20 protein-coding genes are annotated in these 25,790 nt (G+C 71.7%); 6 read left to right on the top strand and 14 right to left on the bottom strand.

All coding sequences use genetic code 11. The features are described 5' to 3' along the window. Positions 1 to 2: 2 nt before the first annotated feature. Complete coding sequence (locus ACTIE5_RS19505) at positions 3 to 1,526, bottom strand: ArnT family glycosyltransferase (protein ID WP_439551382.1); 1,524 nt, start codon at positions 1,524 to 1,526, stop codon at positions 3 to 5. A gap of 175 nt (positions 1,527 to 1,701) precedes the next feature. Further along, positions 1,702 to 2,712, bottom strand: coding sequence for a tripartite tricarboxylate transporter substrate-binding protein (locus tag ACTIE5_RS19500; RefSeq protein WP_439551381.1), 1,011 nt, complete (start codon positions 2,710 to 2,712; stop codon positions 1,702 to 1,704). A gap of 132 nt (positions 2,713 to 2,844) precedes the next feature. Here ACTIE5_RS19500 and ACTIE5_RS19495 point away from each other — a divergent pair, with 132 nt between their 5' ends. Continuing rightward, positions 2,845 to 3,834: a Bug family tripartite tricarboxylate transporter substrate binding protein gene (locus tag ACTIE5_RS19495; RefSeq protein WP_439551380.1), complete on the top strand. Its 990-nt coding sequence runs from the start codon at positions 2,845 to 2,847 to the stop codon at positions 3,832 to 3,834. A 3-nt stretch (positions 3,835 to 3,837) separates the two neighbouring features. Here the strand turns inward: ACTIE5_RS19495 and ACTIE5_RS19490 are convergent, their stop codons facing one another. Genes ACTIE5_RS19490 through ACTIE5_RS19480 form a run of 3 tightly spaced genes read right to left on the bottom strand, consistent with a single transcriptional unit; the run spans position 3,838 to position 7,354 of the window. Continuing rightward, positions 3,838 to 4,263, bottom strand: a complete 426-nt coding sequence (locus ACTIE5_RS19490; protein WP_439551379.1) for an acyl-CoA thioesterase — start codon at positions 4,261 to 4,263, stop codon at positions 3,838 to 3,840. Then, complete coding sequence (locus tag ACTIE5_RS19485) at positions 4,260 to 5,489, bottom strand: thiolase family protein (protein ID WP_439551378.1); 1,230 nt, start codon at positions 5,487 to 5,489, stop codon at positions 4,260 to 4,262. Before ACTIE5_RS19485 ends, ACTIE5_RS19490 begins: the two co-directional genes overlap by 4 nt. Next, positions 5,486 to 7,354, bottom strand: a complete 1,869-nt coding sequence (locus ACTIE5_RS19480; RefSeq protein WP_439551377.1) for a feruloyl-CoA synthase — start codon at positions 7,352 to 7,354, stop codon at positions 5,486 to 5,488. Before ACTIE5_RS19480 ends, ACTIE5_RS19485 begins: the two co-directional genes overlap by 4 nt. A 120-nt stretch (positions 7,355 to 7,474) precedes the next feature. On the opposite strand from ACTIE5_RS19480, the gene ACTIE5_RS19475 reads away from it, so the two are divergent. From ACTIE5_RS19475 to ACTIE5_RS19465, 3 genes are all read left to right on the top strand, one after another. Beyond that, a complete protein-coding gene (locus ACTIE5_RS19475; RefSeq protein ID WP_439551376.1) occupies positions 7,475 to 7,945 on the top strand; it encodes a MarR family winged helix-turn-helix transcriptional regulator in 471 nt (156 codons plus the stop codon). Positions 7,946 to 8,016: 71 nt separating this feature from the next. Continuing rightward, complete coding sequence (locus tag ACTIE5_RS19470; protein ID WP_439551375.1) at positions 8,017 to 8,790, top strand: crotonase/enoyl-CoA hydratase family protein; 774 nt, start codon at positions 8,017 to 8,019, stop codon at positions 8,788 to 8,790. A gap of 2 nt (positions 8,791 to 8,792) precedes the next feature. Next, complete coding sequence (locus ACTIE5_RS19465; RefSeq protein ID WP_439551374.1) at positions 8,793 to 9,551, top strand: SDR family NAD(P)-dependent oxidoreductase; 759 nt, start codon at positions 8,793 to 8,795, stop codon at positions 9,549 to 9,551. A 164-nt stretch (positions 9,552 to 9,715) separates the two neighbouring features. On the opposite strand, the gene ACTIE5_RS19460 is transcribed toward ACTIE5_RS19465, so the two are convergent. Genes ACTIE5_RS19460 through ACTIE5_RS19420 form a run of 9 tightly spaced genes read right to left on the bottom strand, consistent with a single transcriptional unit; the run spans position 9,716 to position 21,491 of the window. Then, positions 9,716 to 10,435: a PP2C family protein-serine/threonine phosphatase gene (locus tag ACTIE5_RS19460; RefSeq protein WP_439551373.1), complete on the bottom strand. Its 720-nt coding sequence runs from the start codon at positions 10,433 to 10,435 to the stop codon at positions 9,716 to 9,718. Next, complete coding sequence (gene tagF / locus ACTIE5_RS19455; protein WP_439551372.1) at positions 10,432 to 10,941, bottom strand: type VI secretion system-associated protein TagF; 510 nt, start codon at positions 10,939 to 10,941, stop codon at positions 10,432 to 10,434. The genes ACTIE5_RS19460 and tagF overlap by 4 nt, the downstream gene beginning before the upstream one ends. Positions 10,942 to 10,943: 2 nt before the next feature. Next, complete coding sequence (gene tssM, locus ACTIE5_RS19450) at positions 10,944 to 14,444, bottom strand: type VI secretion system membrane subunit TssM (RefSeq protein ID WP_439551371.1); 3,501 nt, start codon at positions 14,442 to 14,444, stop codon at positions 10,944 to 10,946. Position 14,445: 1 nt separating this feature from the next. Next, positions 14,446 to 15,813, bottom strand: coding sequence for a type VI secretion system protein TssL, long form (tssL, locus tag ACTIE5_RS19445; protein WP_439551370.1), 1,368 nt, complete (start codon positions 15,811 to 15,813; stop codon positions 14,446 to 14,448). Further along, positions 15,810 to 17,150, bottom strand: coding sequence for a type VI secretion system baseplate subunit TssK (gene tssK / locus ACTIE5_RS19440; RefSeq protein WP_439551369.1), 1,341 nt, complete (start codon positions 17,148 to 17,150; stop codon positions 15,810 to 15,812). The genes tssL and tssK overlap by 4 nt, the downstream gene beginning before the upstream one ends. Before the next feature lie 47 nt (positions 17,151 to 17,197). After that, positions 17,198 to 18,604 carry a type VI secretion system-associated FHA domain protein TagH gene (gene tagH, locus ACTIE5_RS19435; protein ID WP_439551368.1) on the bottom strand — a complete coding sequence of 469 codons (1,407 nt, stop codon included), beginning with the start codon at positions 18,602 to 18,604 and terminating at the stop codon, positions 17,198 to 17,200. A 7-nt stretch (positions 18,605 to 18,611) separates the two neighbouring features. Beyond that, complete coding sequence (locus tag ACTIE5_RS19430) at positions 18,612 to 18,914, bottom strand: PAAR domain-containing protein (RefSeq protein ID WP_439551367.1); 303 nt, start codon at positions 18,912 to 18,914, stop codon at positions 18,612 to 18,614. Position 18,915: 1 nt separating this feature from the next. After that, on the bottom strand, positions 18,916 to 19,506 hold the full coding sequence (locus ACTIE5_RS19425; RefSeq protein WP_439551366.1) for a DUF6931 family protein: 591 nt from the start codon (positions 19,504 to 19,506) through the stop codon (positions 18,916 to 18,918). Positions 19,507 to 19,508: 2 nt separating this feature from the next. After that, positions 19,509 to 21,491, bottom strand: a complete 1,983-nt coding sequence (locus ACTIE5_RS19420; protein WP_439551365.1) for a type VI secretion system Vgr family protein — start codon at positions 21,489 to 21,491, stop codon at positions 19,509 to 19,511. Positions 21,492 to 21,697: 206 nt separating this feature from the next. On the opposite strand from ACTIE5_RS19420, the gene ACTIE5_RS19415 reads away from it, so the two are divergent. Together ACTIE5_RS19415 and ACTIE5_RS19410 are read left to right on the top strand one after the other, a co-directional pair. Beyond that, positions 21,698 to 22,771, top strand: a complete 1,074-nt coding sequence (locus ACTIE5_RS19415; protein ID WP_439551364.1) for a hypothetical protein — start codon at positions 21,698 to 21,700, stop codon at positions 22,769 to 22,771. A gap of 2 nt (positions 22,772 to 22,773) precedes the next feature. Next, the gene (locus ACTIE5_RS19410; protein WP_439551363.1) at positions 22,774 to 25,728 is read left to right on the top strand and encodes a caspase family protein; all 2,955 of its coding nucleotides are present in this window, start codon (positions 22,774 to 22,776) and stop codon (positions 25,726 to 25,728) included. Positions 25,729 to 25,790 lie beyond the last annotated feature (62 nt).

Here is a 25,790-nt window from a genome sequence, read left to right as displayed (position 1 = left end):
GGCTATCGCGCCCGGTAGATCTCGACCGGCCCGCGGTATTCCGCGACCGTCGCGAACAAGTCGTATCCCTGCTCCACGGCGGCCATCACCTGCGCCGCCGCGGCCGGGCGCATGGTGTGCATCCAGCCGCGATCCACGACGATGACGCGGGGGCGGGAGGCGAGGACGCGGACCAGTTCCGCCTCCGTGTTGGTATCCGACAGATCCTCGAACACCCCGGTCAGATGCGCCGGGAAGGGGAAGCGGGTGGACAGGCGGGCGCCGGAGATGACGTAGACGCTCGGGTGGTAGTTCGCGATGAAGGCGTCGCCCCCGGGGCCCGCAGCCTCCGCCACCCTGGCGGAGACCAGCCGCACCGGATCGGGGTGCATCAGGCCCGGGCCGCGTTCCAGCCGCCCGGTGGCCTCCACCAGCCAGGCCTGGGCGGCGATGACGCCGACCACCGCGAGGAAGGCGATCCGCGCGCGTTCCGGCCGCGCCAGCGCCTGCGCGATCCACCAGGCCCCGATCGAGGCCAGCAGCGCCAGCGGCGGCAGCCACAGCAGGAAATAATGCGCGAAGAAGAAGCCCGGCCCCGCGATGGCGGCGGAGGCGATGGCGAACCACACCACCGCCGCGCCGGTCAGCAGCACGATGGGCCCAGGCGCCCAGCGCGGCCGCCAGGCCAGCACCGCCACCAGCGCCGCCGCGAAGGCCAGGCCGAGTTGCAGCGCTGCCGCGCCGATGCGCCGGGCGGCTTCCGGGCCCTCGATCCGTTCCAGCGAATAGCGGAAGGGCGCCATGAGCGAGCCATCGAGGTACTGGTCCAGCCAGCCCTGCGTCCAATAGACGAAGCCCGCCAGGATGAAGGGGAAGGCGCAGAGTCCCGCATAGGCCAGCGCCATCAGCGCCGCCCGCCGCCAGGGCAGCACGCCCCGGAGCAGCGCCGGCAGCACCAGGATCAGGAAGGCGAGCGAGCCTTCCGGCACCACCACCTGCTTCACCACCAGCGCGCAGCCGATCAGCAGGCCCATGGCGACCAGCGATGCCCAGCCCGGCGCGCGGGGTGCCGGCCCCACCGCCTGCGCGGCGCCGCGGATGGCCAGGGCCATGGTGGCGGCGACGAAGGGGGCGATCAGGATTTCCGTATTGGTGCAGAGCCCGCCCAGCAGCACCGACAGCGCCGCGTAGATGACGGCGGCGCCCATGCCGACCCGCCTGGGCGCCCCCGCCGCCCGCGCCGCGCCATACAGGGCGCAGCCCGTGGCGGCGACGCAGATCATGCCGAGCAGCCGCACGGATTCCACGGACACGCCGAAGGCCAGGAAGGCCAGGGCGAACATCGCCGGCGCGCCGATCGGGTGCATGTCCCAGGCCGCCACCAGCGGCCAGCCGCCATTCAGCCATTCCCGCGCCTGCACCAGGTACAGGCCCTCATCCGTATCCACCACGGCCGGGACGAAGCTGGTCAGGCGCAGCAGCACCGTCGCGACGATGATCAACAGGATGGCGCCCGCATCGCCGATCAGGGGCGAACGGGTGCTCACGGGCATACGGAAATTCTGGCCGTCGGGCATGGGGCCTCACGCGGGCGTGAAACACCCGCCCGCTAAACCCATCCCAGAGGGCGCGGGCGGATGCAACCCCGCTTCCGTTCAACCTTGGCCCCGCCGCGTGGCGCCACGCGGGCGGCATCGCGGCAGGGCCAAGGCAGGCTGGCCTTCAGTTTTCCGGCTGGAAGCCGCTGTCGCGCACGATCGGGCCGTATTCCGCACGCTCCCGCGCGATGCGGGCCCGGAATTCCGCGGGGCTGGCGGAGACGGTGGGCAGGAATTCCAGCCGGTCCAGCGCCGCCATCAGGTCGGGCATCCGCGACGCCTGCACGATGGCGGCGTGCAGGCCGTTCACGATCGGCGCCGGGGTGTTGGCCGGCAGCAGCACGCCGAACCACTCATCCTTGGACAGATCGGGGTAGCCGAGTTCCAGGAAGGTCGGCACATCCGGGTAGCGCGGGTTCCGCTGCGGCGACGACACCGCCAGCATCCGCGCCCCCGTGCCATGCTGGGGGGAGACATCGCCCAGCACGCCCACGAAGATCGGCAGCCGCCCGCCGATGAGGTCCTGCACCGCCGGCACCGCGCCGCGATAGGGCACATGCGTCACCGGCACGCCGATGGTCTTGCCGAAGGACACGCCGAGGAAATGCGGCGCCGAGCCCGCGGCCGGGGAGGCGAAGGGCACCTCACCCCGCTGCGCCTTCATCCAGGTCACCAGCTCCGCCAGCGTCTTCGCGGGGTGGCTGGCCGGAACGGCGAGGGCGAAGGGGAAGGAGCAGACGGTGGAGACGGGGATCAGGTCCGTCAACGCGTCGTACCGCACCTCCCGCGGGAAGACATGCGGCTGCAGGGTCAGCATGGAGGCCGGGGTCTGCAGGAAGATGGTGCCATCGGGCTCGCCGGCCTTCACGGCCTCCACCGCGATGCGGCCGGCCGCGCCGACGCGCCCATCGACGATGACGCTGGGGGCATAGAGGCCGCGCAGCTTCTCGGCATAGAGCCGGGCCACGATGTCGGAGGACCCGCCAGGCGGGAAGCCGACGATCAGCCGCGCCGGCCGGTTGATGGCCTCCGCCCGTGCCTGGCCGGTGAAGGTGGCTCCGGTGAAGGTCGCCCCGGCAAGGGCGGGCAGCGCCAGCGCGCCGAGCACGGCACGCCGCTTGATCATGAGGGTCATGGAGGTTCCTTCCCTGTCCTTGCGCGAAACTGCCGCGCCACCGCGCCACGTTCCGCTTGAATGCAACCATTATGCGCCATAAGTTTACCAGCAAAGCAAGGTGCATCGGCACCGCAAGGGAGATCACGGACCATGAACGCATCCATCGGCCGGCGCCTGGCGCTGGCAGCCCTGGCCGCGCCGGCCTTCGCCGCCGTCACGCCCACCGGCGCCCGCGCCCAGGCCGTGCCCCGCCCTGCCCGTGTGCTGGTGGGCTTCGCCGCCGGCGGGCCCACGGACCTGGTCGCCCGCATCTATGCCGAAAGGCTGCGCGGTGCCTATGCGCCCTCCGCCGTCGTGGACAACCGGCCCGGCGCCTCCGGCCGCCTGGCGGTGGATGCGACGAGGGCGGCCGAGGCGGATGGTACGACCCTGCTGGTGACGCCCGCCAGCGTCATGACGCTGCAGCCGCACATCTTCCCGCGGGAGGTGCGCTACGACGCGCTCACGGATTTCGTGCCGGTCTGCACGCTGTGCGACTTCGCCTTTGCCGTCGCGGTGCCCGCCAGCCATCCCGCCCGCACCCTGGCGGAGCTTGCCACCTGGCTGCGCGCGCAACCGGCGGAGGTGCCCTATGGCTCCCCCGGTACCGGATCGGGCCCGCATTTCGTGGGCGACATGATCGGCCGCGCGGTCGGCGCGCGCCTGACCCACGTGCCCTATCGCGGCGCCGCGCCGGCGGTGCAGGACGCGCTGGCGGCGCGCATCCCGCTGGTGGTGGCGGTGGTGTCGGATCTGCTGCCGCATCACGGCCAGGGCGTGCGCATCCTGGCGATCTCCGCCCGCGAACGCCTGCCGCGCCTGCCGAATGTGCCCACCCTGGCGGAAGCCGGGCACCCCAGCCTGACCATCAGCGAATGGATGGGCCTTTTCGCCCCCGCCCGCACCCCGGCGCCAGTCGTCGCCGCGCTGCACCAGGCCATCCAGGCCGCGGTGCGGACGGAGGAGGTGCGTTTGGTGCTGGACCGGCTGGAATTCCTGCCGACCATCCAGGGGCCGGAGGAATTCGCCGCCCGCATCCGGCATGAGCGGGACCTCTGGGGCCCCGTCGTGCGCGCCAGTGGCTTCCAGCCGGAAACCTGACGACTATCCGAAGGCGGCGACGACCTCTGCCGGGATCGGCGCCGCCTTGATGCCCTTCGGATTGTTCGGGTCCCGCGCCACCCAGACGCGGGTCTCGAAGCCCTCGACGCCGAGCGCACCATCCGCCTTCAGCAGGCGGTGCTCCACATCGAAGGAGGATCGGCGGAAGGCGGTGATGCGGCTTTCCACCACCACCTCATCCCCATAGGCGGAGGGGACGGAGAATTTGCCGCGGGTATCCACCATGGGGATGCCGACGATGCCGAACTTCTCCGTCCACTGGATCTTCGGCATCCCAAGCGCCGCCTGGAACAGCGCCGCCGTGCAGGCATCGAAGATCGCGAAGTAGCGGGGGTAGAAGACGATTCCCGCGGGGTCGCAATCCCCCCATTCGATGGTGACGGGGCGGCGATTGATGAAGGCCGTCATGACGCCACCTCGATCAGCAGCGCGATCCCCTGCCCGCCGCCGATGCAGGCGGAGGCGATGCCGTAGCGGCCGCCGCGGCGCTTCAGCGCGCGGGCGCAGGTCACCGCGAGCCGGATGCCCGTGGCCGCCAGCGGATGGCCGATGGCGATCGCGCCGCCATTCGCGTTCAGCTTCGCCTCATCCAGCCCAAGCTCCCGCGAACAGGCCATCACCTGCGCGCCGAAGGCCTCGTTGATCTCGATCAGGTCGATCTGGTCGAGGCTGAGGCCCGTATGCGCCAGCAGCGCCCGGATGGCCGGCACCGGCCCGATGCCCATGATCGCCGGCGGGCACCCCACGGCGGCGGAGGCAACGAGCCGCGCCAGCGGCGCGCGCCCTTTCGCGAAGGCCCCGCTGCACACCAGCGCCGCCGCCGCGCCATCGACGACGGCCGAGGAATTGCCGCCGGTCTGCACGCCGCCGAAGGCAGGCCTGATTTTTGCCAATGTCTCGACCGGCGATGGCCGCGGGTGCGTATCGGCATCGACGGAAGGCGTCCGCCGCGACAGCGCGATGCCTCGATCCGCCAGGCCTTCGCGGGCGAAGACCTCGCTGGTCACGGGCACGATTTCATCCGCGAAGAATCCGGCCTCCCGCGCCGCCAGCGCGCGGTCGAAGCTGCGGGCGGCGAAGGCATCGACCTCGGCGCGGGAAATGCCGTGGCGCTTCGCCAACTCCTCCGCCGTGCCGCCCATGGAAAGGCCGCAGGCGGGATCGAGCAGCGCCTCCCACAGGAAATCCTTGAACTCCACCGGCGCGCCCAGCGTGAAGCCGTTGCGGTGGGTGTAGGAGGCGATGGGGTTGCGGCTCATGCTCTCCGCCCCCACGCACAGCGAAACGCCCGCACCCTGGCGTTCCACGGCGTTGGCACCCTGGGCCAGCGCCTCGATCCCCGTGCCGCAGACGCGCTGGACGAGCAGCGCGGGCACTTCCTCCCGCACCCCCGCATAAAGCCCGACATGGCGCGGCAGCATGTAGGCGTCGAAGCTCGCCTGCGCGACGGATCCGGCGACGACATGCCCGATCTCCGCCGCATCGATCCCGGCCTTGCCGATGGCGGCGCGCGCCGCCTTGATGCCGAGATCGATGGGGGAGACGAGGCCGAGCGGCCCGCCGAGATCGGCGAAGGGCGTGCGGGCGCCGGCCAGCAGCCAGGCGTCCCGCCATTCATTGATCAGCGCGGTCATGACAGCTCCGGGGTGATGATGATGGGGGGCGGCGGCGGATCGGCGTAGAGGTCTTCCACCAGCGAAGACCGCGCCGTCAGCACGGCGCGCTGGTTGATGGAGCCCTTGTCCGTGATCTCACCGGCATCGAGCGACAGGGGCGATGTCAGCAGCACCGCCCGCGCGATGCGCTGGGACGAGCCCGTCGCCGTCGCGCCCAGCGCCGCCAGCTTTTCCGCCAGCGCGGCACGCAGCGCCGGATGCGTCGCGGGGTCCTCCCCCTTCGGCACCAGCGTGGCGACGGCTTCCGCCTCCGGCAGCAGGATGGCGCCGAGGAACTCCCGGTCCACGCCCGCGATCACGGCGTCCTTCACATAGGGCGCCAGCGCCGCGACCAGCTTCGCCCGCAGCGGGCCCACGCTGACCCAGGTGCCCGTGCCCATCTTGAAGTCCTCGGTGATCCGCCCGTCGAAGCGGAATCCCTTGTGCAGGTCCTCAGGATCCAGCGGCACCAGCGCATCGCCGAAGCAGTAGAAGCCTTCCTCGTCGAAGGCCTTGGCCGTCGCTTCCGGGTTCCGCCAATAGCCCGGGGTGATGGAGGGCCCCTTGACCCGCGCCTCCATCTTCCCGGCGATGGGCGCCAGCTTCATCGTCAGCCCCGGCACCGGCAGGCCGACGGCGCCGGATTCGGAAAACTCCTCCCGCACGCAGACCGCGAAGGGCGCGGTTTCCGTGGCGCCAAGGCCGGTGATCATCGGGATGGTATGGCCGCGTTCCGCCAGCGCCATCCTGTCGAGCTCGTTCCAGATGTGCTGCGGCAGGCCGGCGGCCGAATAGAACATCATGTGGAGGCGACTGAAGAAGATACGGCGGAGCGCCGAATCCTCCTTCAGGTGGTGCACCAGTTCCTCGAAGCCGCGGGGGACGTTGAAGTGGATGCTGGTCGCGATCTCGCGCAGATTGCGCAGCGATTCGCCGTAGCCGCCGGGCACCGGGCGGCCGTCATCCATGTACATCGTGCCGCCATTGTAGAGGCAGATGCCGATATTGTGGTTGCCGCCGAAGGTGTGGTGCCAGGGCAGCCAGTCCAGCAGCACCGGCGGTTCCTCCCCCATGAAGGGGAAGGCTTCCAGCAGCATCTGCTGGTTGGAACAGATCATGCGCTGCGTGTTCACCACGCCCTTGGGCAGCCCCGTGCTGCCCGAGGTGAACAGGATTTTCGCGGGTGCATCGGGATCGACCGCGGCGGCGGCTTCATCCACCGCGCGGCCAGGCACCGTCGCCAGCAATTCGTCCATGGTCGTCGCCGCGCGCCCGGCAGGCGGGTTGGCGGAGACGAGCAGTTCCACATCCTCCGGCACCACAGCCGCGATGGCATCGCCGAAGCGCGCGCCGTCATTCGCGAAAACCATTCCCGGCGTCAGCAGCGCCAGGCAGTGGCGCAATTTCTGAAAATCCTTGGCGAGCAGCGCGTAGGAAGGGGAGACGGGCGCGACCGGCACGCCGACATGCAGCGCGGCCAGCGTCAGCACCGCCTGGTCCAGGCAATTGCCGGACAGGAAGACCAGCGGCCGTTCCGCCGAAAGGCCCCGATCCAGCAGCGCCTGCCCCACGGCGCGCACCTTCGCCAGCATCGCCCCATAGGTGATGCGCTGCCATTCGCCGCCAGGCTGCCCCTTGGGCGCGCTGGCCCGCTTGGCGATCAGCGTGCGATCGGGCGCGAGCGCCGCATGGAGTTCCAGCCGTTCCGTCAGCCGGCGCGGATAGGGGCCAAGCTGCGGCTCCGGCGTGACCAGCAGCGCGCCATCGGCACGCCGGTCGAAGCGCACGGGCGCGGCACCCAGGCGGCGCCGGGGAGCCATGCGCGGGGTGATGGGGATGGACATCCTCTCCTCCGGCGCCGACGGGCGGCGTCCTGAATTGTTATGTGTCATAATAGTATGGTCCGGACCCGGTTCCAAGGCCCCCCCTTCCACGATCACGGCCACAGCGTGTATCCCACTGCCATGCCCAAGCCCCGCCGCCAGGCCAGCGCGGCCGCGCCCGCCGAGGCGCCCGACCTCTCTCCGCTCGACAGCAAGCTCGGCTTCCGCCTGCGGCTCGCGCAGCAGACCGCCTTCGATACCTTCCACCGCACCATGTCGCCACTCGGCCTGACACCCGGGCGGCTTGCCGTGCTGCTGATGCTGGAGGCGAATCCCGCCATCCGCCAAAGCGTGCTGGCGGAGGCGCTGCGCATCAAGCCTTCCAACCTGACGGTGCTGCTGGCGTCGCTGGAGGAGGAGGGCCTGCTGAAGCGGGCGGAGGAGGAAGGTAACCGCCGCGCCAACACCCTGCAGATCACCCCGGCCGGCCGCGCCCTGCTGAAGCGCGGCAAGGTGGGGGAGGCCGAGGTGGAACGCCAATTGGCCGAGGGCCTGACGCCCGAGGAACACGCCACCCTGGTCAACGCGCTGCGCCTGCTGGCGCGCGGCTGATCAGCGCGACCCTTGCCCCCGCGGGCCCGCCCCCTTATCGTTATGGCGCATAACTAAAAGGGGAAACGCCCGTGGATGAGGCCCTGGTTACCCTCGACATCAGCGGCACCATCGCCCGCATCGCCCTGAACCGGCCCGGCAAGCGCAACGCCATCAGCGATGCGCTGCTGGAAGCGATCGATGCCGCCGCGGTCCGCGCCCAGCGTGACGCGCGGGCGATCATCATCCAGGGCAACGGCCCCTGCTTCTCCGCCGGCCTCGACCTTGGCGAACACAAGGCCCGCACGGCGGAGGAAGTGTTCCATCACTCCCGCGGCTGGCACGCGGTGTTCCGGCGCATCCGCACGGGCCGCATCCCGGCCATCGCCGCCATCCATGGCGCCTGCGTCGGCGGTGGCCTGGAACTGGCGGCCGCCTGCCACATCCGGGTCGCGGACCCCACGGCCTTCTTCGCCCTGCCGGAGGGCACGCGCGGCATCTTCGTGGGCGGTGGCGCTTCCGTGCATGTGGCCCGCCTGATCGGCGCGGGCCGGATGGCCGACATGATGCTGACCGGCCGCGCGCTGGATGCCGCGGCGGCGGAACGCGCGGGCCTCGTCACCTATGTCACCGAAGCCGGCGGGGCGCCGGCCAAGGCGGAAGAACTCGCCGCCAAGGTCGCGAAGATGGCGCCGCTGACGGTGATGGGCGTGCTCCAGGCCCTGCCGCGAATCCAGGACATGAGCGAGGAGGATGGCCTCTTCGTCGAGAGCATGATGGCGGCCATGGCGCAGACCGGGCCGGAAGCGCAGGCTGGCCTCGCCGCCTTCCTGGAAAAGCGGGCGGCCAAGGCGGGGGAGCAATAGGGATGGATATGCAGGGCGCATCGGCCGTCGTCACCGGCGGCGCATCCGGCCTTGGCGCCGCGACGGCGGAGGCGCTGACCGCCGCCGGCGCGAAGGTCGTGGTGATGGACATCAACAAGGCGGCCGCCGAGGCCGTGGCCGCGCGCATCGGCGGCGTGGCCGTCGCGGGCGATGTGGCGGAGGAAGCGCCGGTGGCGAAGGCCATCGAGGCCGCGGCCGCACTCGCGCCGCTCCGCCTGGCCGTCGCCTGCGCCGGCATCGCGCCCGCGGCGCGCGTCGCCGGCCGCAACGGCCCGCATGATTTGGCGCTGTTCGAACGCGTGATCCGCGTGAACCTCATCGGCACCTTCAACCTGCTGCGCCTGGCCGCCGCGCGCATGACGGCGAATGCGCCACTGGCGAATGGGGAGCGGGGCCTGGTGGTCGCGACCGCCTCCATCGCCGCCTATGAGGGCCAGATCGGCCAATGCGCCTACAGCGCCTCCAAGGGCGGCATCGTTGGGCTGACGCTGCCGGCGGCGCGGGAACTCGCGAAGTTCGGCGTGCGCGTCGTCACCATCGCGCCGGGCCTGTTCCACACGCCGCTGATGGACACGCTGACGGAAGAGGCGCGGGAGAGCCTGGGCCGGATGCCGCTGTTCCCCTCCCGCCTCGGCCGGCCGGACGAATATGCCGCGATGGTCATGGCCATCGCCGCCAACCCGCTGCTGAACGGAGAGACGATCCGGCTGGACGGCGCGCTGCGCCTGCCGCCGGCCTGAGGATTCCGGTGGCGCCGGCCCGGATGTTCGGTCTATATTCCTAACATCACGGGCCGTGCCCCGTCCTCCGGCAAGCGCCCTTCATCTGGAAGTCGGGCCGGCAGCGGCCCGGAAACCGCTGAATCGGTGCTAAAGGTGCTAAAACCCCTTAGTCCGCAGTATTTCTAAAAACCGGCGCCGGCCCGCACCACCACCGCCGTCACATTGTCCCGCGCGCCGCGCGCCAGCGCGGCCTCGATCACCGCCGCCGCCCCCTGCCCGGCCGCCAGCATGGTGCCGATCTCGGCTTCCGGCACCGCCTTGAAGACGCCATCGCTGCACAGGAAGAACAGGTCGCCGGCGGCGAAGCGGGCGCTGACCTTGTCCAACTCCAGCCCCCCCTGCCCGCCTACCGCGCGGGTGATGACGTTGGCCTGCGGGTGGCCCTCCGCCGCTTCCTCGTCGATCACGCCGCCATCGACCAAATCCTGCACCAGCGAATGGTCGCGGGTCAGGCGGGTGAAGGCCCCGTCGCGCAGCAGATAGGCCCGGCTGTCGCCGGCCCAGAGGCAGGCATAATGCCCGCCGCGGGCCAGCAGCAGCACCAGCGTGGTGGCGATGATCCGCCCCGGCCCAGCCTCGGCCGCCCTGGCCTGCAACGCGGCATGGACGGCGCCGATCCGCAGCCGCACCTGCGCCAGCAACTCCGCCGCCGAAAGCCCCGCCGGCAGATCGCGCAGCGCCTCCGCCACGGCGGCGGAGGCGACATCGCCCGCGCCATGCCCGCCCGCCCCATCGGCGACGGCCCAGAGGCCGATATCGCCGCGGTCGACGAAGGCATCCTCGTTGCGCGGGCGCACGGTGCCGGGGTGGGTCACGGCCTCGCCGGCCAGGGTCACGCTCATCCGCCGCCCTCCGCGAGGACGCGGAACAAGGCGGGCGGCGGCAGGGCCGGCCAGTCCCACCGCGCGCCATCCAGGCGCCACCAACCTTCCCCGGGCGGGTCATCCTCGCCGGGGGGGATGCCGGCGATGGCGGCCAGCAGGGCATCGGCGTCCTGGCCAGGCAGCCGCGCGGCTTGCTCCAGCGCGGGATACCAGGCGGCGCCGGGCGCGGCCTCCGCTGGCGGCAAAGGGCGCGCGAGGGTCATCGGGAACAGCCGACCCACCAGATCCTCGCTCGGCACCAGCACGCCGGCCACGGCATCCGGCCCGCAGGCGCCGGCGGGCAGGCGGAAGCACCAGGCGGGGGCGGCGGCCCAGGCGGCGGGGAAGCCATCGCCCAGCGCATCACGGGCCTCGGCGATGCCGGCCTGGAGCCAGCCATCCCAGGGGCCGAGGAAACCGTCCGGCAGCCCCCGGCGCACGAAATCGCCATGCGCTGGCAGCTTGCCATAGAGCCCCGTCGCCATGGCTATTGTGCCGGCAAGGCGGGGCAGCGGAACTCCGCCAGTTCCCGCAGCGCGAAGGGGTTGATGACGGAGGAGGCGCGCAGCTCGAACTCCGCGCTGCGCTCCCCCTGCACCATCCGCAGCCGGAACCGGTCCCCCGCCGCGCCGATCTGCGTCAGCTGCCCGCGGGAGACGAAGCGCATCGCCGCCCAGGCGCCATCCGTCGCGATCTGATTGCCGGTGACGGGCACAGGATCGAAGGTCAGCGTCACGCCCCCCCGGCTCGGCCAGATCATCGGGATCGGGCGCGCGGCGACGGCACCGCGGGCGATGGGCACGCGCGTGCCCTCCACCTCCAGCGTCGCGCCGGTGGCGCCGGGGTCCATGCCCTGGGGCAGCAGCTCGAACCGCAGCCCCATGGCGGCACCGACCAGGCCGGAGGGGAAGAACCCGTCCCGGATGGCCGCCGCGCGCTGGAACTGCATCAGGTCCGCCGGGGAGATCGGCGGCGCCAGCCCATCCGCCGCCACCAGGCGCCAGGGCCGCTGCGTCGTGTCCACGAAGTTTCTCAGATGCTGGGCGAAGAACTGGTCGAAGACGCCGCCAGGGCCGAAGAGGCGCACGAAGTCGTCCAGCGGCATCTCCGGCGCGTCCACGGTGCGGCGGAAGGGGAAGCGCGTCTCCAGCCCCCGGCAGAAGGGGCCAAGCGCCTGGCCGCCCGCCGCGGCGATGCTGGCCCGCGCGCCGCCCGACCGCGCATTGGCGGTGGAGGCGGACATGGCCTGCAGCCACCGCCCCAGCGGCTCCGGCGCCCTGGCCGCTTCCGCGGAAAGGCGCTGGCCGGGGTCGAGCCCCGTGGCCGGCGGCAGCACCGTGCCGGGCGGCGCGCTGGCCAGGCGCTGCACCTGGACGAAGAGGTCGTTGACGATCTGGAGCGTGGCATCGAGCGGCTGGCCCGAGGCTTCCCGCAGCGGCCGGAACCGCTCCTCCACCACCGTCGCGACCGGCGCGGCGGAGGAAGGCTGCGCGGCCGCGCCCAGCGCCGCCGCGATGCGCCCGCCGGAGCCGGCAGCCGCCTGTGCCGCCGCCTGGGCCGCGCCCGCCGCCGCAGCGCCCGCCGCACCACCGGGCGGGTCGGGCGGCGTGCCCGGCGACAATTGCCGCGCCGCGCTGCGGAGCACGTCCCGGATGGGGGAGTTGGGCGCGCCGAGAAGGTTCAGCGCCTCCGACGCCTGGTTCAGGTTGCGGAAGGGCGGCAGCACGAGGTCCGCCAGTACCGCCTGCCAGGCGCGGGCGTAATCCTCCGCATAGAGGCGGAGCACCGCCTGTTCGAGCTGGCGCGGATCGCCGGCGAGCCCCGCGGCGGCTTCCGGGCCGAGCACCCAGCTTTCGCTCGCGGCTTCGATGATCGCGGAAGGCAGGCGCGGCAGCAGGCCGCGATGCAGACCCTCCACCGTGAACAGCCCGGGCACCTGCGCCTCCGCCAGCGGGCGGTTCGACGCCAGCGCGAACCAGCGCTGCCCGGCGGGGCCGAGGCTGTCGGCCGGCTTCCAGGCGGGCGCGCTGCCCGCGCTGGTGCGGAGCCGCGAATACAGGCGCTCCGCCATGGGAAGGCGGGAGAAGATGCGCCTGGCCTGGTCCACCAGCGCGCCATCCAGCGGGTAGGTGATGAAATCGCCCGCCAGCATCGCATCCAGGTGCACCGCCAGCGCATCCCGCACCGGTGCCGCCACCGCGCCGGGGAAGCTCTGCTGCCAGTCCAGCGCCATCCATTCCTTGACCAGTGCCCGGTCCAGCGGGCCCTGGCGGCCGAGCATCAGGTAGATGCGCGTCGCCTCATACAGGAAGTCCGGGCGCTGCATGCCGGAGCGGATCTGCGCCTCCAGCCGCGCCAGCAGGCGCGGCAGCAGCACGCGGTCCAGCGCGCGCTTGTAGGCAAGCTCGCCACCCTCGATCAGCTTCGCTTCCTGGCTGAGGCCGGGCAGCGCGCCATCCGCGCGGGCGGAGGGCGGCAGGGCACGCACGGCGTCGAGGTAGGGCACCACGCGCGGCAACTCATCCGCCGCCATCACGCGATCCAGCGGCAGGCCCTGCGCGGCCTGCTCCGCGCGGCCCAGCGCCTCCGCCAGGCGGGCGGCGCGGGCGCCTTCGGCATTCATCGCCATGAAGCCCCAGGCGCCGCCGCCCAGCACGAGAAGCAGCGCCGCGGCCCAGGCACCCATCTGCACCAGGCGTCCGCGCTTCGCCTGGCCCCCATCCAGCGCCGCCAGCCGCGCCTCGTTGAACACCACGTCGCGCAGCAGCCGGCCGAGGAAGTAGCTCCGCCCCTTCTGCCCCATGATGGCGGCGGGCCGCCGCGGATCGAGCCCGAAGGCGCGGGAGAGCGCCCCCGTCAGCCGGTCGATCGGCGTGCCTTCCTGCGTGCCGGAGGTGAAGTAGATGCCGCGCAGGAAGGGCGCGGGGTCGAGCTTCGATCCGCCGAAGGCCGCGTTGACGAAGGCCCCGAGCGGCGCTTCCAGCGAGGCGAACTGCGCCGGGAAGCCACCGATGCGCGCGCGCTGTTCCGGGCCACGCTCCGCCTGCAACCGCTCCAGCAGCCGGTCCTGCAGCCGCTTCACCAGCGCGGCGAATTCGTCGCCGAATTTGCCGGCGTGCCCCTCTGGCCCCGCCTGGGCGGGGAAGGTCACGCCCCAGACCTGGGCGCGGGTTTCCTTGTCGAGATCATCGAAGAATTCGGAGAATCCGACGACGAGGTCCGCCTTGCTGACCAGCAGATAGACCGGCAGGCGCTGGCCGAGCTTCTGCTCCAGCTCCCGGATTCGTCGCCGCACGGCCTGCGCGTGCTGGTCCCGTTGCGCGGCGTCCAGCCGGCTGATCATGTCCGCGCCGAAGGCGACGACGACGCCATTCAGGGGCTGCTTCGGCCTCTGGCTGCGCAGCAACTGAAGAAAGCGTTCCCAGCCCGCCTTGTCGGCATTCGCATCGCTGTCCTGCGTCGTGTAGCGGCCGGCGGTATCGATCAGCACCGCCTGTTCGGCGATCCACCAGTCGCAATTGCGCGTGCCGCCGACACCGGCGACGCGCCCCGCCGCCAGCGGGAAATCGAGCCCGCTGTTCTGGATCGCCGTCGTCTTGCCGCTGCCCGGCGGGCCGATGATGACGTACCAGGGCCGTTCATAGAGGTAGCCACCCTTGCCGCCGCCGGCCTGTTTCAGCGCGCCCAGCGCCTCCGCCAGGCGGCCCGCGACGGCCGTTTCCTCCGCGGAGGCTTCGGCAGCGGCCTTGTTCTCGGCGGCGCGGGATTCGGTGGCGCCGGCGACCAGCGCGGCATCCCGGCCGGCGCGGCGGCGCACCACGATGATCATCACGACCAGCCAGACAAGCACCGGCAGCGCGGCCAGCAAGGCCAGCAGCCACAGCGCCTCGATGCCCAGGAACACCGGTGCGAACAGCCAGATCACCGGCACCAGCAGCAGGGCGCCGACCAGGCCGCCGATGGCGGGGATGGTGAGGAAGGCCTTCATGTCAGCGGCCCTCCCGCATCAGGACCACTTCGATGCGGCGATTGGTCTCCCGCCCCTCCGGCGTCGCGTTCGTCGTCAGCGGTTCGGTATCCGCGCGGCCCACGGCGGTGAAGCGCGTGGGCGCGCCGGTGGCGGCCGCGATGATGTCCTTCGCCGCCTCGGCGCGCGCGGCGGAGAGCGCGAAGTTGGAAGGGAAGCGCACGGTGCGGATGGGCTGGTTGTCGGAATGGCCGAGCACCATGACGCGCCCGGGTTCGGTGCGCAGCGCCTGGCCGATGCGGGTGAGCAGCGGCACGAAATTCGCCTCCACGCTGGCGCTGCCGGAGGGGAACATGCCGCGCCCCGCGATGCGGACGAGCAGACGCCCCGCATCGCCTTCCACCACGACCAGCCCCTGCTGGATCTCCGGCGCCAGGAAGGTGCGGACCTTCTGGATCAGATCGGGTTCTGCCTGCGGTGGCGGTGGCGGCGGGGGCGCGGGCGGCACGGGCGGCGCGGTGCGATCGATGGCGGGCGGCGCGCCGGGCGGCAGCTGCGCCAGGCGCGCCTGCAGGTCATCGCCCTTCGCATTCACGCTGTCGCTGACGAAGACATAGCCGAAGGCCAGCAGTGCCACGGCGACGGCGCCGGCGACCCAGGCCGGCACGCTGCGGCCAGGGCCGCGATGCGGCGCATCGACACCCCGCCAGCGCGGCGACAGATCGCGTTCCCAGTTCCCGCGAAGCTGCACGAGAAGCTGGTAGAGACCCTCCCGGATCCGATCCAGCTCCGCATGGCCGCGCGGCGCCAGGCGGTAGCGGCCCTGCAGGCCCAAGGCGAGGCAGAGGTAGCAGATCTCCAGCGCGTTCAGGTAGCGCCCGGGGTCCTTCTGCATCCCCGCGAGCAGGTCGAAGAAGCGTTCGCCGCTGCGCACTTCCTGGTGGAAGGAGGAGACGAGGGATCGCGTCGCCCAGCCGCTCGCCTGCCCCCAGGGCGTGGCCAGCGCCACATCGTCCAGCGCGGCGCACAACGCGTAATGCGCGGCGCGAAGCTGGTCGGGCGAGACATCCATCGCGCGGCACTCGCCCTCGAACGCCTTCAGCGCGCGCATGGCACGTTCGCGCAACTCCTCCGGGTTCTGCACCTGCGCGGCTTGCGGCCCGGCGCCGATGCGCGCCAGCAGGTCAAGCAGCGGCGCGGCGGCGGCGGCCATGGGAGAGAGGCCGACCTTGGGCAGCGCATCGGCCTCCCCGGCCATGCGCGGCGCCATGGGCTGCGGCGCGGCCGGCGCGGCTGATGCGCGCGGCGGTGGCGGGGGTGGCGAACCGGCTGGTCCGCGAACGACCGTGCGGTCGCTGTCGTCGGGTTCGGAGAAGGGATTATCGCTCATGCCCGGATCGCCCAGAGCTCCATGCGCAGATTCGGGAATTCACCGGAGACGTGCACGGCGAAGCCACCCGAGGACTGCATCTGCTGCCAATGCGGGGAGCCCCGATCGAGCTCGAAATAGACCGCGCCGGCGTTGAAGGGGATCTGCCGCGGCGCCACGGGCAGCGGCCGCACCGCGATGCCGGGCAGCGCCACATTGACGAGTTCGCGGATATGCTCGACCGCGCCGATCTTCACCTGGTTCGGGAAGATTCTGCGAATCTGCTCGCCGGGAAGGTCCGCCGCGACCGTCAGCACGAATTGCGACGCACGCAGCAGGTTACGATCGGTGATGGCGCCGACGCGGACGCCGAAGTTCCTGTCCTGCAGCGGGATCGCGACAGCGTTGGTTTCCAGCACCTGCGACAGCGAACGGCGGAGGTCCGCGACAACAGGAGCGAAACTGCGCTGCAGATCGTCATGCCGATAGGCGGGGTAGGAGGTGGCGCGCTTGTCCGGCGCCGTGAAGGTAGCGAGTTCGCCCGCCAGCTGCACCAGCGCGGCGAAGAGTGATTCCGGGTGGACGTTTCCCGCATCCGCCCAATGCGCGATCAGCGGCTGCCAGCGATTCACCGTCTGCAACAGGAGAAAATCCGAAACCTGCGCGACGCCCTGCGCACCAGGCTGGCCGAGCCGCGCGGCCAGGGCCTCACCCCTCTGCCCCAGCATGCCAACGAGTTCGGCCACCAGATTGTTCAGCACGAAGGCGGCGGAGATGCGGAGGCAGGGCGGGATGAAGCGTTCGTCGAGCACGACGCGGCGATCCGCCTGCACTTCCACGACGCGCGCCAGGCCAAGGCAGGCATAGCCCGCGCGTTCCTCCGTCTCCAGCATGTAGCGCATGCGGAGTTTGCCGATGGAAAGCTCCGCCGGCATGGTGCTGTCGGAATGCGTGTCGAAGGCTTCGAAGGCGCGCAGCGTGTGGCGCGCGCGCATCGCCTCCGGCCCCGCATCCGGCGCTGCGACTTCAGGGCTGCCGGCCTGGCGCAGCGGCAGCGCCAGGTAGATGACGCAGTTGCGCGTGCCTTCCGGCAGATCGAGCGGTACGGGAGCATCAGCGGTGCCTGGGATGGCGAAGGGGGTGCCGTCCTCCATCACGCCGGCCGCGCCGGAGAGCGCGAAGCGCCCCGCGCCCAGCAGGTCCCGATCCAGCGCGAACTCCGTGACGCCCCAGGGATGCGGGCGCAGCGGTGCGGCCCGCGCCTGGAGCAGATGCTCCATGTGCCGGTCCTGCTGCTGGAAGTGCTGCGCGCGGAGGAACATGCCCTCCTGCCAGACCACCTTGTCGTGCCAGACCATCCGCTTACGTCATCCCCTATCGGCCGTGCCGCGGCACGGCGAACGCGTCATCGGTCCCGCTTGCCCGTCGCCTGTTCATAGGCGCGGGCGAAAGCCTTCCCGAAGGCGCTGTCGAAATCATCCTCGAACTGGTCCACGAGCTGCGCGTGGCGGCGCCTGTAGGCTTCCCACAGCCGCTTCTCCTTCGCGCCGGGCAGCAATCCGCCGCCCGGGTCTTCCGCTTCCAGCGATGCGGGCGCCAGGCGTTCCAGCAGCGCGCGAGCCGCGGCCTGCGTCGCCGCCAGGCCGGCCACCTGGTGCGCCGTCAGGTCATCCACCGTCTCCTGCACCGCGCGCAGCGCGGGAGAGCGCGGGTCGAGCAGCGCGGCGAGGGCCTGTTCCTCGGTCGCCGCGAATTTCAGCGGGTTGTTGTCGGTGGCGCGCAGCATCGTCTGCTCGATGCGGAATTCGCGCTTCACATCGGCCCGCGCGATCAGCAGGGCGCGCAGCCCCGCGACGGCGGCGCGCAGCATGGCGCCCGCGGCGCGCAGCGCGGCATCGGGATCCTGCTGCGCGCGCGCAGCCATGGCGGGGGGCAGGCCGGCGCCATCGAACAGCGCCGCGAGGGCGGCGGCGGCGTCACCCGGCATCGCAGCGGGCTGAGGCGCGGGCGGGACGGGCAGCGGCGCCGTGATGGGCGGCGGCGGGGCCATCGGCGCTTCCGCGAAGGGATTGGCGGCGAGCACGGGCGGGATCGCGACAGGCGGCGGCGCGGCTGGCGTCAGGCCGAGGTCCCAGTCATCCGGGATCATCGCCTTCCCGACCGGGCGCGACGGCGGGACCATGAAGGCCTCCGCCGTGGAGGGCGCGTGGTCCGGCATCGGCGCGGCGTTGTCGGCGAAGGGATCGAAATCGTCGGGCAGCAGCCCGCGCGGCGCCGGTGGCGTCATGCCGGGCAGCGGCGCGGCATCGAAGCGCTGTGCGGGGGCCGCGAAGGGGTTCTCGGGCTCCGCGGCGTAAGCCTGCCGCGGCTGCGGCGTGAAACTGTCCCGCGGCTGCGGCGTGAAACCGTCCCGCGGCTGCGGCGCGAAACTGTCCCGCCCCTGGGACGCGAAAGGATCCGCCGCGCCGCCCCAGCCACCCGCGGCGGCCGGTGCGTCCACGATCCGCACCTCAATCTCGTAGCTGCCGAGCCTGAGGCGGTCTCCATCCATCAGCGGCTTGACCTGGTCCCGCCCCACCGGCGCTTGCGCGTGGTTGACGAAGGTGCCGTTGGTCGAGGTGTCGCGGATCTGCCAGCCGCCGCCGAAGAACTCCAGCACGCAATGCTTCTTGGACAGCACGCGGTCCGGGTCCGCCAGCACCCAGTCACATTCGGCGCCTCGGCCGAGGCTCATCTCCCCGCCGCTGGCGCGGCGTTGTTCGGGCACCACCGCATCGGGGCAGCGCAATACGGAAAGAGTGATCTCCGCCATCGTCGCCTCAGCCGCCGATCAGCACGGTGGGGAACCCCATCACGATCGCCCCGCCATGCGCGCAATTATCGCCGATGCGCGCGGCGGGCATCTTGCACACCAGCACGGTGGCGCTGCCCTTGATGATGACATCGGGCGGGCCGACGCACATGCACATGTCGCTGATTCGCGCCTGCGGCATCTTGCCGGTGATGACGGTGGGCGCGCCGGTCAGGATCGGGCCGCCGATATGCGGGATCGGCACGGGCGCGGGCGTCACCATCGGGCAGAGATGCATGTCGCTGATGCGGGCGGCGGGGGGTCCTGGCATCTCAATTCTCCTCCGGCGCGATGCGCCCGGCGCCTCCGGCCGCGATGTCGCGCGCCGCGGCCAGGAAGCGCGCCAGGCGGTCCTGCGCGCGTTCGGGGCGCAGTCGCACGGCGGCCAGCACCACGCCACCGCTGACGGCGACGCCGGTCAGGTGATCCGGCGGCGGCACCACGGGCTGGCCCGCGGGGGCCATGCTGCCGCCGGACCAGAAGGCACCGACGGCGGCCCAGGCCTCCGGCGATCGGAAGGCGGTGCGCTGCGCGGCTTCCATTGCGGCGCGGCGCAGATTTTCTTCAGTCGGCTTGCGCACCCAGGCTTCCGCGGCGAGCAGCGCATCGGCGTCCACGGGCAGCAAAGCGGGGTCGGGAACGCCGCGGGCGCACATGCAGCCCCACCACACGGCTTCGCGCTTCGGCAGCGCATGGGCAGCCAGCCGCGCAGCCTCGTTCCGCAGCCCCGCGGCTTCGAGCCTGACGATGCCCTCGGCCGCCGTCGCCAGGCCTTCGAGCATCGCGAGCGCCGGCGGCTCAAGCTCCAGCCGCGCGAGCAGCGGCGGAAGCGGGGAGGCCAGCTTGGGAAGGGTCTCGGCCATGGTCAGTTGATCATCACGATGCCGCCCTCAAGCTGCACCAGGGCATCCGCCTTTTCCTGCAGCATGAGGGTCTTGAGCTTGTGGAGGAGTTGCGCCTCAGTCTGGATCATCATTCCCTTGATGGTGACGCCGGTCTGGTCGACCACGATGGTGGATTGTCCCACCTTCAGCGTGATGCTCTGCATCGCCTCGATCGTCACGGCACCGAGGTCGCATTTGATGGACAGATTGCCCATCTTCAGCGCCGTCGTGTCGTTGCCCATCTTCAGCGTGGTGGACCGGTTGCCGGTGTCGATCGAGAGGGTGTCGTTGCCCATCTTGATCGTGTCGCTGCGGTTCCCCTTTTCCAGGGTCAGCTTGTCGTCCGCATCCTTGATGGTGACGGTACGGGCGTTCTGCACGGTCTCCGTCTGGTCATGGCCGACGGTCCGTTCCTCGTCGTTCTCGACCTCGACCGTCAGGTCCTTCTGGGCATGGAGGAGGACTTCTTCCGAGCCCTTCTTGTCCTCGAAGCGCAGCATGTTGGCATCGGCCGCGCTGTCCGACTTGTAGCTGCGCGTGACGTAGCCTGTCTGTGTCTTGTTGGCGGGCAGCTTGAAGGGCGGCGGCGAATCCTTGCCGTAGACGGAGCCGACGACGACGGGCCGGTCCGGATCGCCATCCAGGAAGGCCACCAGCACCTCATCCCCCACGCGCGGCAGGGTCCATGCGCCGCCCCAGCTTCCCGCGACGGATTGCATGACGCGCACCCAGCAGGAGGAGGTGTCGTCATCCTTCCCCCAGCGGTCCCAGCGGAACTTCACCTTGATGCGGCCGAATTCGTCCACATGGATCTTCTCGCCCGCCGGGCCGGTCACCTTGGCGGAGTGCATGCCCGGCATGGCAGGGCGCGGATGCCGCGGCGGCGGGGCCCAGGGACGCCCGGCGAAGACGAGGGAGAGAGCCGAGCGGTAGCTTTCCTCCCCACCGGCACCGGCGACGAGGCCGGAGGTATCCACCGCCTCGTGCCGCACGCCGGTGATGACGTATTGCCGGCTGCGGACGCTGCCCTCCTCCAGCTTCACGGCGATGGCGACGCGGTTGCCGGCGGCATTGCGGGGGTCGATGGAGGTCGCGCCGTATTCCTCGCTCCGCGCCTCCTGGTCCGTCATCGACACCTCGGCGGGGTTGAGGCCGGGGCGCGTGCTCATGCCGCCGGGCCAGAAGAAATTCTCCCCCGCCGCCGGCATCGTGGGTTCCTCGAAGTAGGTGCGGGTGGGGCGGGACTTGGTCAGCACCTCTGACGGCTTGCTGCGTTCCTGATCCATGTCGTCGAGGCGCGTCATCACGCCGCGCACGCGGTTCATCCGTCGCCAGCCGCCATAGGTGTCGAGGCTTCCCTCGCCGTGATGGGCGATGATGTCGCCACGTTCATCCTGCGGGAAGGCGGTGGCGGCGCCGGCGACGCACAGCTCGTGCCGGCCCTCGGCGTGCTTGAAGTAGTAGGTGAGGCCGTGCTCCTCCAGCAGGCGCGAGACGAAGGCGAGGTCGGTTTCATTGAACTGGGTACAGTAGGGGATCGGCTCGACCTCCACCATGTTCCAGGTCGGCGCCGGCAGCCCGTGATCCTTCAGGACGGCCGTCACGATGTCCCGCACCGACTGATCCTGCCAGATGCGGCAGTTGCGCCGCAGGCCAAGGCGCCAGAGATGCGGCACCGCCACAAGGCGATAGGTCATCCGCCCCGCCGCGCCGGGGGCCAGCTTGCGGAATTCCGCTACCGCGCCGTGGAAATGGCGTACCAGCGGGCTCGGCCCGCGTTGCGTGACGGTGATGGTGACGTCCTGGTTCAGCAGTTTCTCCGGCGGCATGATGGCGCCCGGCGCAAGCACCTCGGCCTCGATCGCATAGGGCAGCCCCAGCTCCTCGGTCACGCTGAGCTTGATCACGGTCAGCGCACCGTCCCCGAGGGGTGACTTGATGGTCAGTAGTCGGGGAGGCTGCATGCCGGCCAGGCCCTCCGTTGCGTTCCCCGTGGTGCCGAGGACCGGATCGCGTCGCGAACCAGGATAGACACGCCGCTGCGGATGCGAAAGCAAGGCCTGCTTCGTGTCGCGTGTTGCGCCATGCTGCGCCGGTCGCATTCCGGGATGGCAGCGCGGCGGAAGGGCTGGTAGCCTTCCCGAAACAGTCGGTTACCGAAGGCAGCGCAATGTCCACCATCCCCGCTTCGCTTTCCCTCCCGCTGATCTCCACGGTGGACACCCCGCGGCGCGGCAGACTGCAACGCAGCATCGCCATGCTCACCGCGGCAGCGATGCTGACCGCCTGCGTCAGCACGCGGGAAGGCCGCATCGGCGCGGATGACGGGACGGATGCCTGCCGCGCGCAGGTCGTCGCCCTCGACAGCACCGGCAATTTCTTCGGCGAGGAGATGATCCGCGGCGCCGCAATCGGCGCGGTCGGCGGCGCGGCGCTCGGCGCGCTGCTGGCCGCCGCATCCGGCGGGCGCGGGCGCAACATTGCGGCCGGCGCGGCCATCGGCGCCGTTGGCGGCGCGGTGGTGGGCGGTACGGCGGGCTATTTCTCCGCCCGCCAGCAGCAGGCGCAGGACCAGGCATCGCTCAGCACGGCAGTCGCCAATGACCTGGCGGCGGAGAATGCGCAGCTCGACCGCACCTGGATCGCCTACACCCAGCTGATGGATTGCCGGTTCGGCACCGCGCAGCGAATCCGCGAGGCCTTCCGCGCCGGGCAGTTGCAGCGCCCGCAGGCGGAAGCTCAGCTGGCCGGTGTGCGCGCCCGCACGCAGCGCGACTTGGCCCTGGCCCGCAGCATCAACGACAAGATCGGCGAACGCGGCCAGCAATTCGACGTGGCGATCGAGAATATCGCCCCCGGCACCAAGGACCAGGTGATGTCCGGCGCCCGCGTGTCGCGCGCCGTGCCGGTGCAGGCCCGCAGCAGCGTCGCGCTGAAGCTGCGCCCCGACACGAATGCGCCGGAAGTGACGCAGATCTCGGCGCGGGAAGCGGTGACGCTGCGCCCGGCCGCCAATGGCTTCACGATGGTGGAGACGGCATCGGGCGTGCGCGGCTACGCGCCGGCCAGCGCCTTCCCGGAAGCGCGCAACCTCGGTGCCGCGCCGCCGCCGCCCAGCGCCAATACGAGCACGGATTTCCGATCCCTCGCCGCCAGCAACATCGCGCGGCGCGACAATTTCTCCCAGAGTCTCGACAACACCGAACGCCTCGCGCAGGGCGCGGGCTTCGAACTGGCGAGCTGACCATGCGCGGTCTGGCGGCCGCGGCCCTTCTCCTGCTGGCCGGCATCGGCGGCGCCGTCGCCCAGGCGGCGCCGGAGCCACCCCAGCAGCCCTTCCTGCGCGTCGAGGCCGCGGCCCATACCGCGCCCGTCGCCAGGCTCGCGACAGATGCGGAGGGGCGGATCCTCGCCAGCGTCTCCGACGACAAGACGCTGCGGCTCTGGGACCTGCCCGATGGCACGCTGCGCGCGGTGCTGCGCCCGCCGATCGGGACGGAGGCGGAGGGGGAGCTCTACGCCGTCGCGCTCACCCCGGATGGGCGCCGGGCCTTCGTGGCGGGCTGGACCGGTGCCGCCTGGGACCGCAGCTTCGCCATCTACCTGTTCGACACCACCAATGGCCGCCTGGTGGCGCGGCTGCCGGGCCTACCGGCGCCGGTGCAGCACCTCGCCATCTCCGCCGATGGAAGCCGCGTCGCCGCGGCGCTGGGCGGGCGGGCTGGCATCCGCGTGTGGGATGCGCGCAGCGGCACGCCGCTGTGGGAGGATACGGGCTTCACCGGCCCCGCCCGCATGGTGGCCTTCGACCCCGCCGGCGAACGCCTGGCAGCGAGCGGCGCCGATGGGCGGCTGCGCGTCTATGACCGCGCCGGGCGGAAGACCGCGGATCGCGCCCCGGTGCAGGGGGCGCGGCCCTTCGGCCTCGCCTGGTCGCCCGATGGCGCGCTGCTGGCGCTGGGCTTCGAGGATCGGTTGCGGGTGGAGGTGATGGCCGCGAGCGACCTGCGCAGCATCTTCGCACCCGATGTCGCGGGGCTGGCCGGGGAAGGCCTGCCCGCCGTGACCTGGGCGCATGATGGCCGCGGCGGCGTGCAGCTGCATGCCGCCGGCTATGCGCGGCGGAGCGCGCCCGCGCCCGGCGCGCGTGGCATCGCGGCGCCGGGATCCTCCGCCGGTTCGGCGGAGGCGCGGCGCGACTTCGTCATCCGCCGCTGGACCGATTTCGGCCTGGGCCCGTCCAGCGATATCGCCGCAGCGCGCGATGCCATCGCGCAACTCATCCCGCTGCCGACCGGCGGCGTGGCCTATGCCGCCGCCGATCCGGGCTGGGGGCGCGTCGCGCCGGATGGCACGCTGGCGATCGCACCGCGGCCGCCCGGCGCCGATTTCCGCAACACCGGCGCCGCGCTGGCCACCTCCGCCGATGGCACGCGGCTTCGCATCGCGCTGCGGCCGGGCGATGCGCCGCTGATGTTCGATTCGCTGGCCGGCGCGCTGGCGCGGGATGCGGGGGACGGCGCCGGCTTCGCGCTGGCCCGCACCGGCAGCGCCCGCCTGCCGCTCGCGGATTGGCGGAACTCCAACCGGCCGCGAATCGGCCAGGTGCCGCTGCGGCTCGGCGATGGCGAATTCTCCCGCAGCGCGGCGCTGCTTTCGGATGATGCGGGTGTGCTCATCGGCACCGACAACAGCCTGCGGCTGTTCGATGCGGGCGGTCGCGCCATCGCCTCCCTCCCCGTTCCCGGTGCGGTCTGGGGGCTGACCATCGCCGGTGACGTGGCGGTGGGCGCGCTGGGCGATGGCACCGTGCGATGGTGGCGGATCGGCGCCGGCCGGATCGTGGAACAGGCCGCCTTGTTCATCCACGCGCAGTCGCTGCGCTGGGTGCTCTGGACGCCGGAGGGGCTGTTCGACCACGCGGCCAATGGCGGGCAGGAACTGGTCGGCCTGCACCTGAATGGCGGCCGCGCCCAGACGCCGGAATGGGCCAGCTTCCAGCAGGCGTATCGCGCGCTCTACGCCCCCGCCGCCGTGCGCGCGCGGATCGCGGGGGATGGCGCACCTGCGCGCGAACGTCTGGCGCAGCTAGGCGAATTGCGCGCCCGCGTCGGACGCCTGCCGGTGCTGGCACCGCGCAGCGCCTGCGCCGTGACGCCCGAGGGCTGCACGCCCGTCGCATGGGATGCGCGCAGCCTTCCCACGGGCGCCACCGCGCTGCGGCTCGGCTTCACCGTTACCGATCGCGGCCTCGGCCTCGGTCCGCTCGACGTGCTGGTCAATGATCGCATCGCGGTGCGGGCGGAAGCGACGGCCGGACAGTTGCAGGCGGAGGTACCGCTCGACGCAGGCGCCAACCGAGTGACGACGCGGCTCTATGCGGAGGACCGCGCATTGTTCGCGGAGGGCCCTGCCCTCGATGTCCGCCGGGCCGGGGAGCCGGAGCCCGCGGCGGATGCGGGACGCCTCATCGTTCTGGCAATCGGGGTGAATGAATACGCGAATGCGGCGCTGAACCTGAACTACGCGGTGCCGGATGCGCAAGCGGTGGCGGATACGCTGCGTGCCCGCGCCGGCACGCTGTTCCGCGACGTGCGCGTGACCGTGCTGCGGGACCGCCAGGCGACGCGCCGCGGCGTGATGGACGCGCTGGAGGAGGTGGCGCGCACAACGCTGCCGACTGACACCTTCGTCCTCTACATCGCCGGGCATGGCGTGCGCACGGAACCCGACCAGCGCTTCCTGTTCCTGCCGCATGACGTGACGGATACCAGCAACTGGACCACGCTGCGGAGGCAGGGGATCGAGGATTCGCAGCTGGTGGCCGCCATCGCCCGAATCCGCGCGCGGGACGGGCTGCTGCTGCTGGACACCTGCCATGCCGGCCAGCTGACGATGGACCAGCTTTCCGCACTGGGGAACGAGACGGGGCGCTTCCTTCTGGCCGCATCGACCAGCGTGCAGGAAGCGCTGGACAGCTACGACGATCGCAACGGCGTCTTCGCCTATGCGGTGCGGGAGGCGCTGCAAGGCCGCGCCGCGACGGATGGGGAAGGCCGGGTCAGCGCGCTGGCGCTCGGCGAATGGGTGATGCGCCGCGTGCCGCAATTGGCGCGGGAGAAGCAGCACAGCCAGGACGCCGTCTTCCGCACCGCGAGCCGCGAATTGCGGAGCTTCCCGATCGCGGTGGTGCCCCGCTGAACGCAACAACGCCGCGCCAGGGTGGCGCGGCGTTGCGGAGGCAGGGGAAGCGCCGGGGTCGC

Origin of the sequence: Falsiroseomonas sp. (assembly GCF_051859025.1) — a bacterium.
In the GTDB taxonomy this organism is placed as follows: domain Bacteria; phylum Pseudomonadota; class Alphaproteobacteria; order Acetobacterales; family Acetobacteraceae; genus Falsiroseomonas.
The sequence above is the reverse complement of the archived record's forward strand: the minus strand, read 5'-3'. Positions and strand labels throughout refer to the sequence as shown.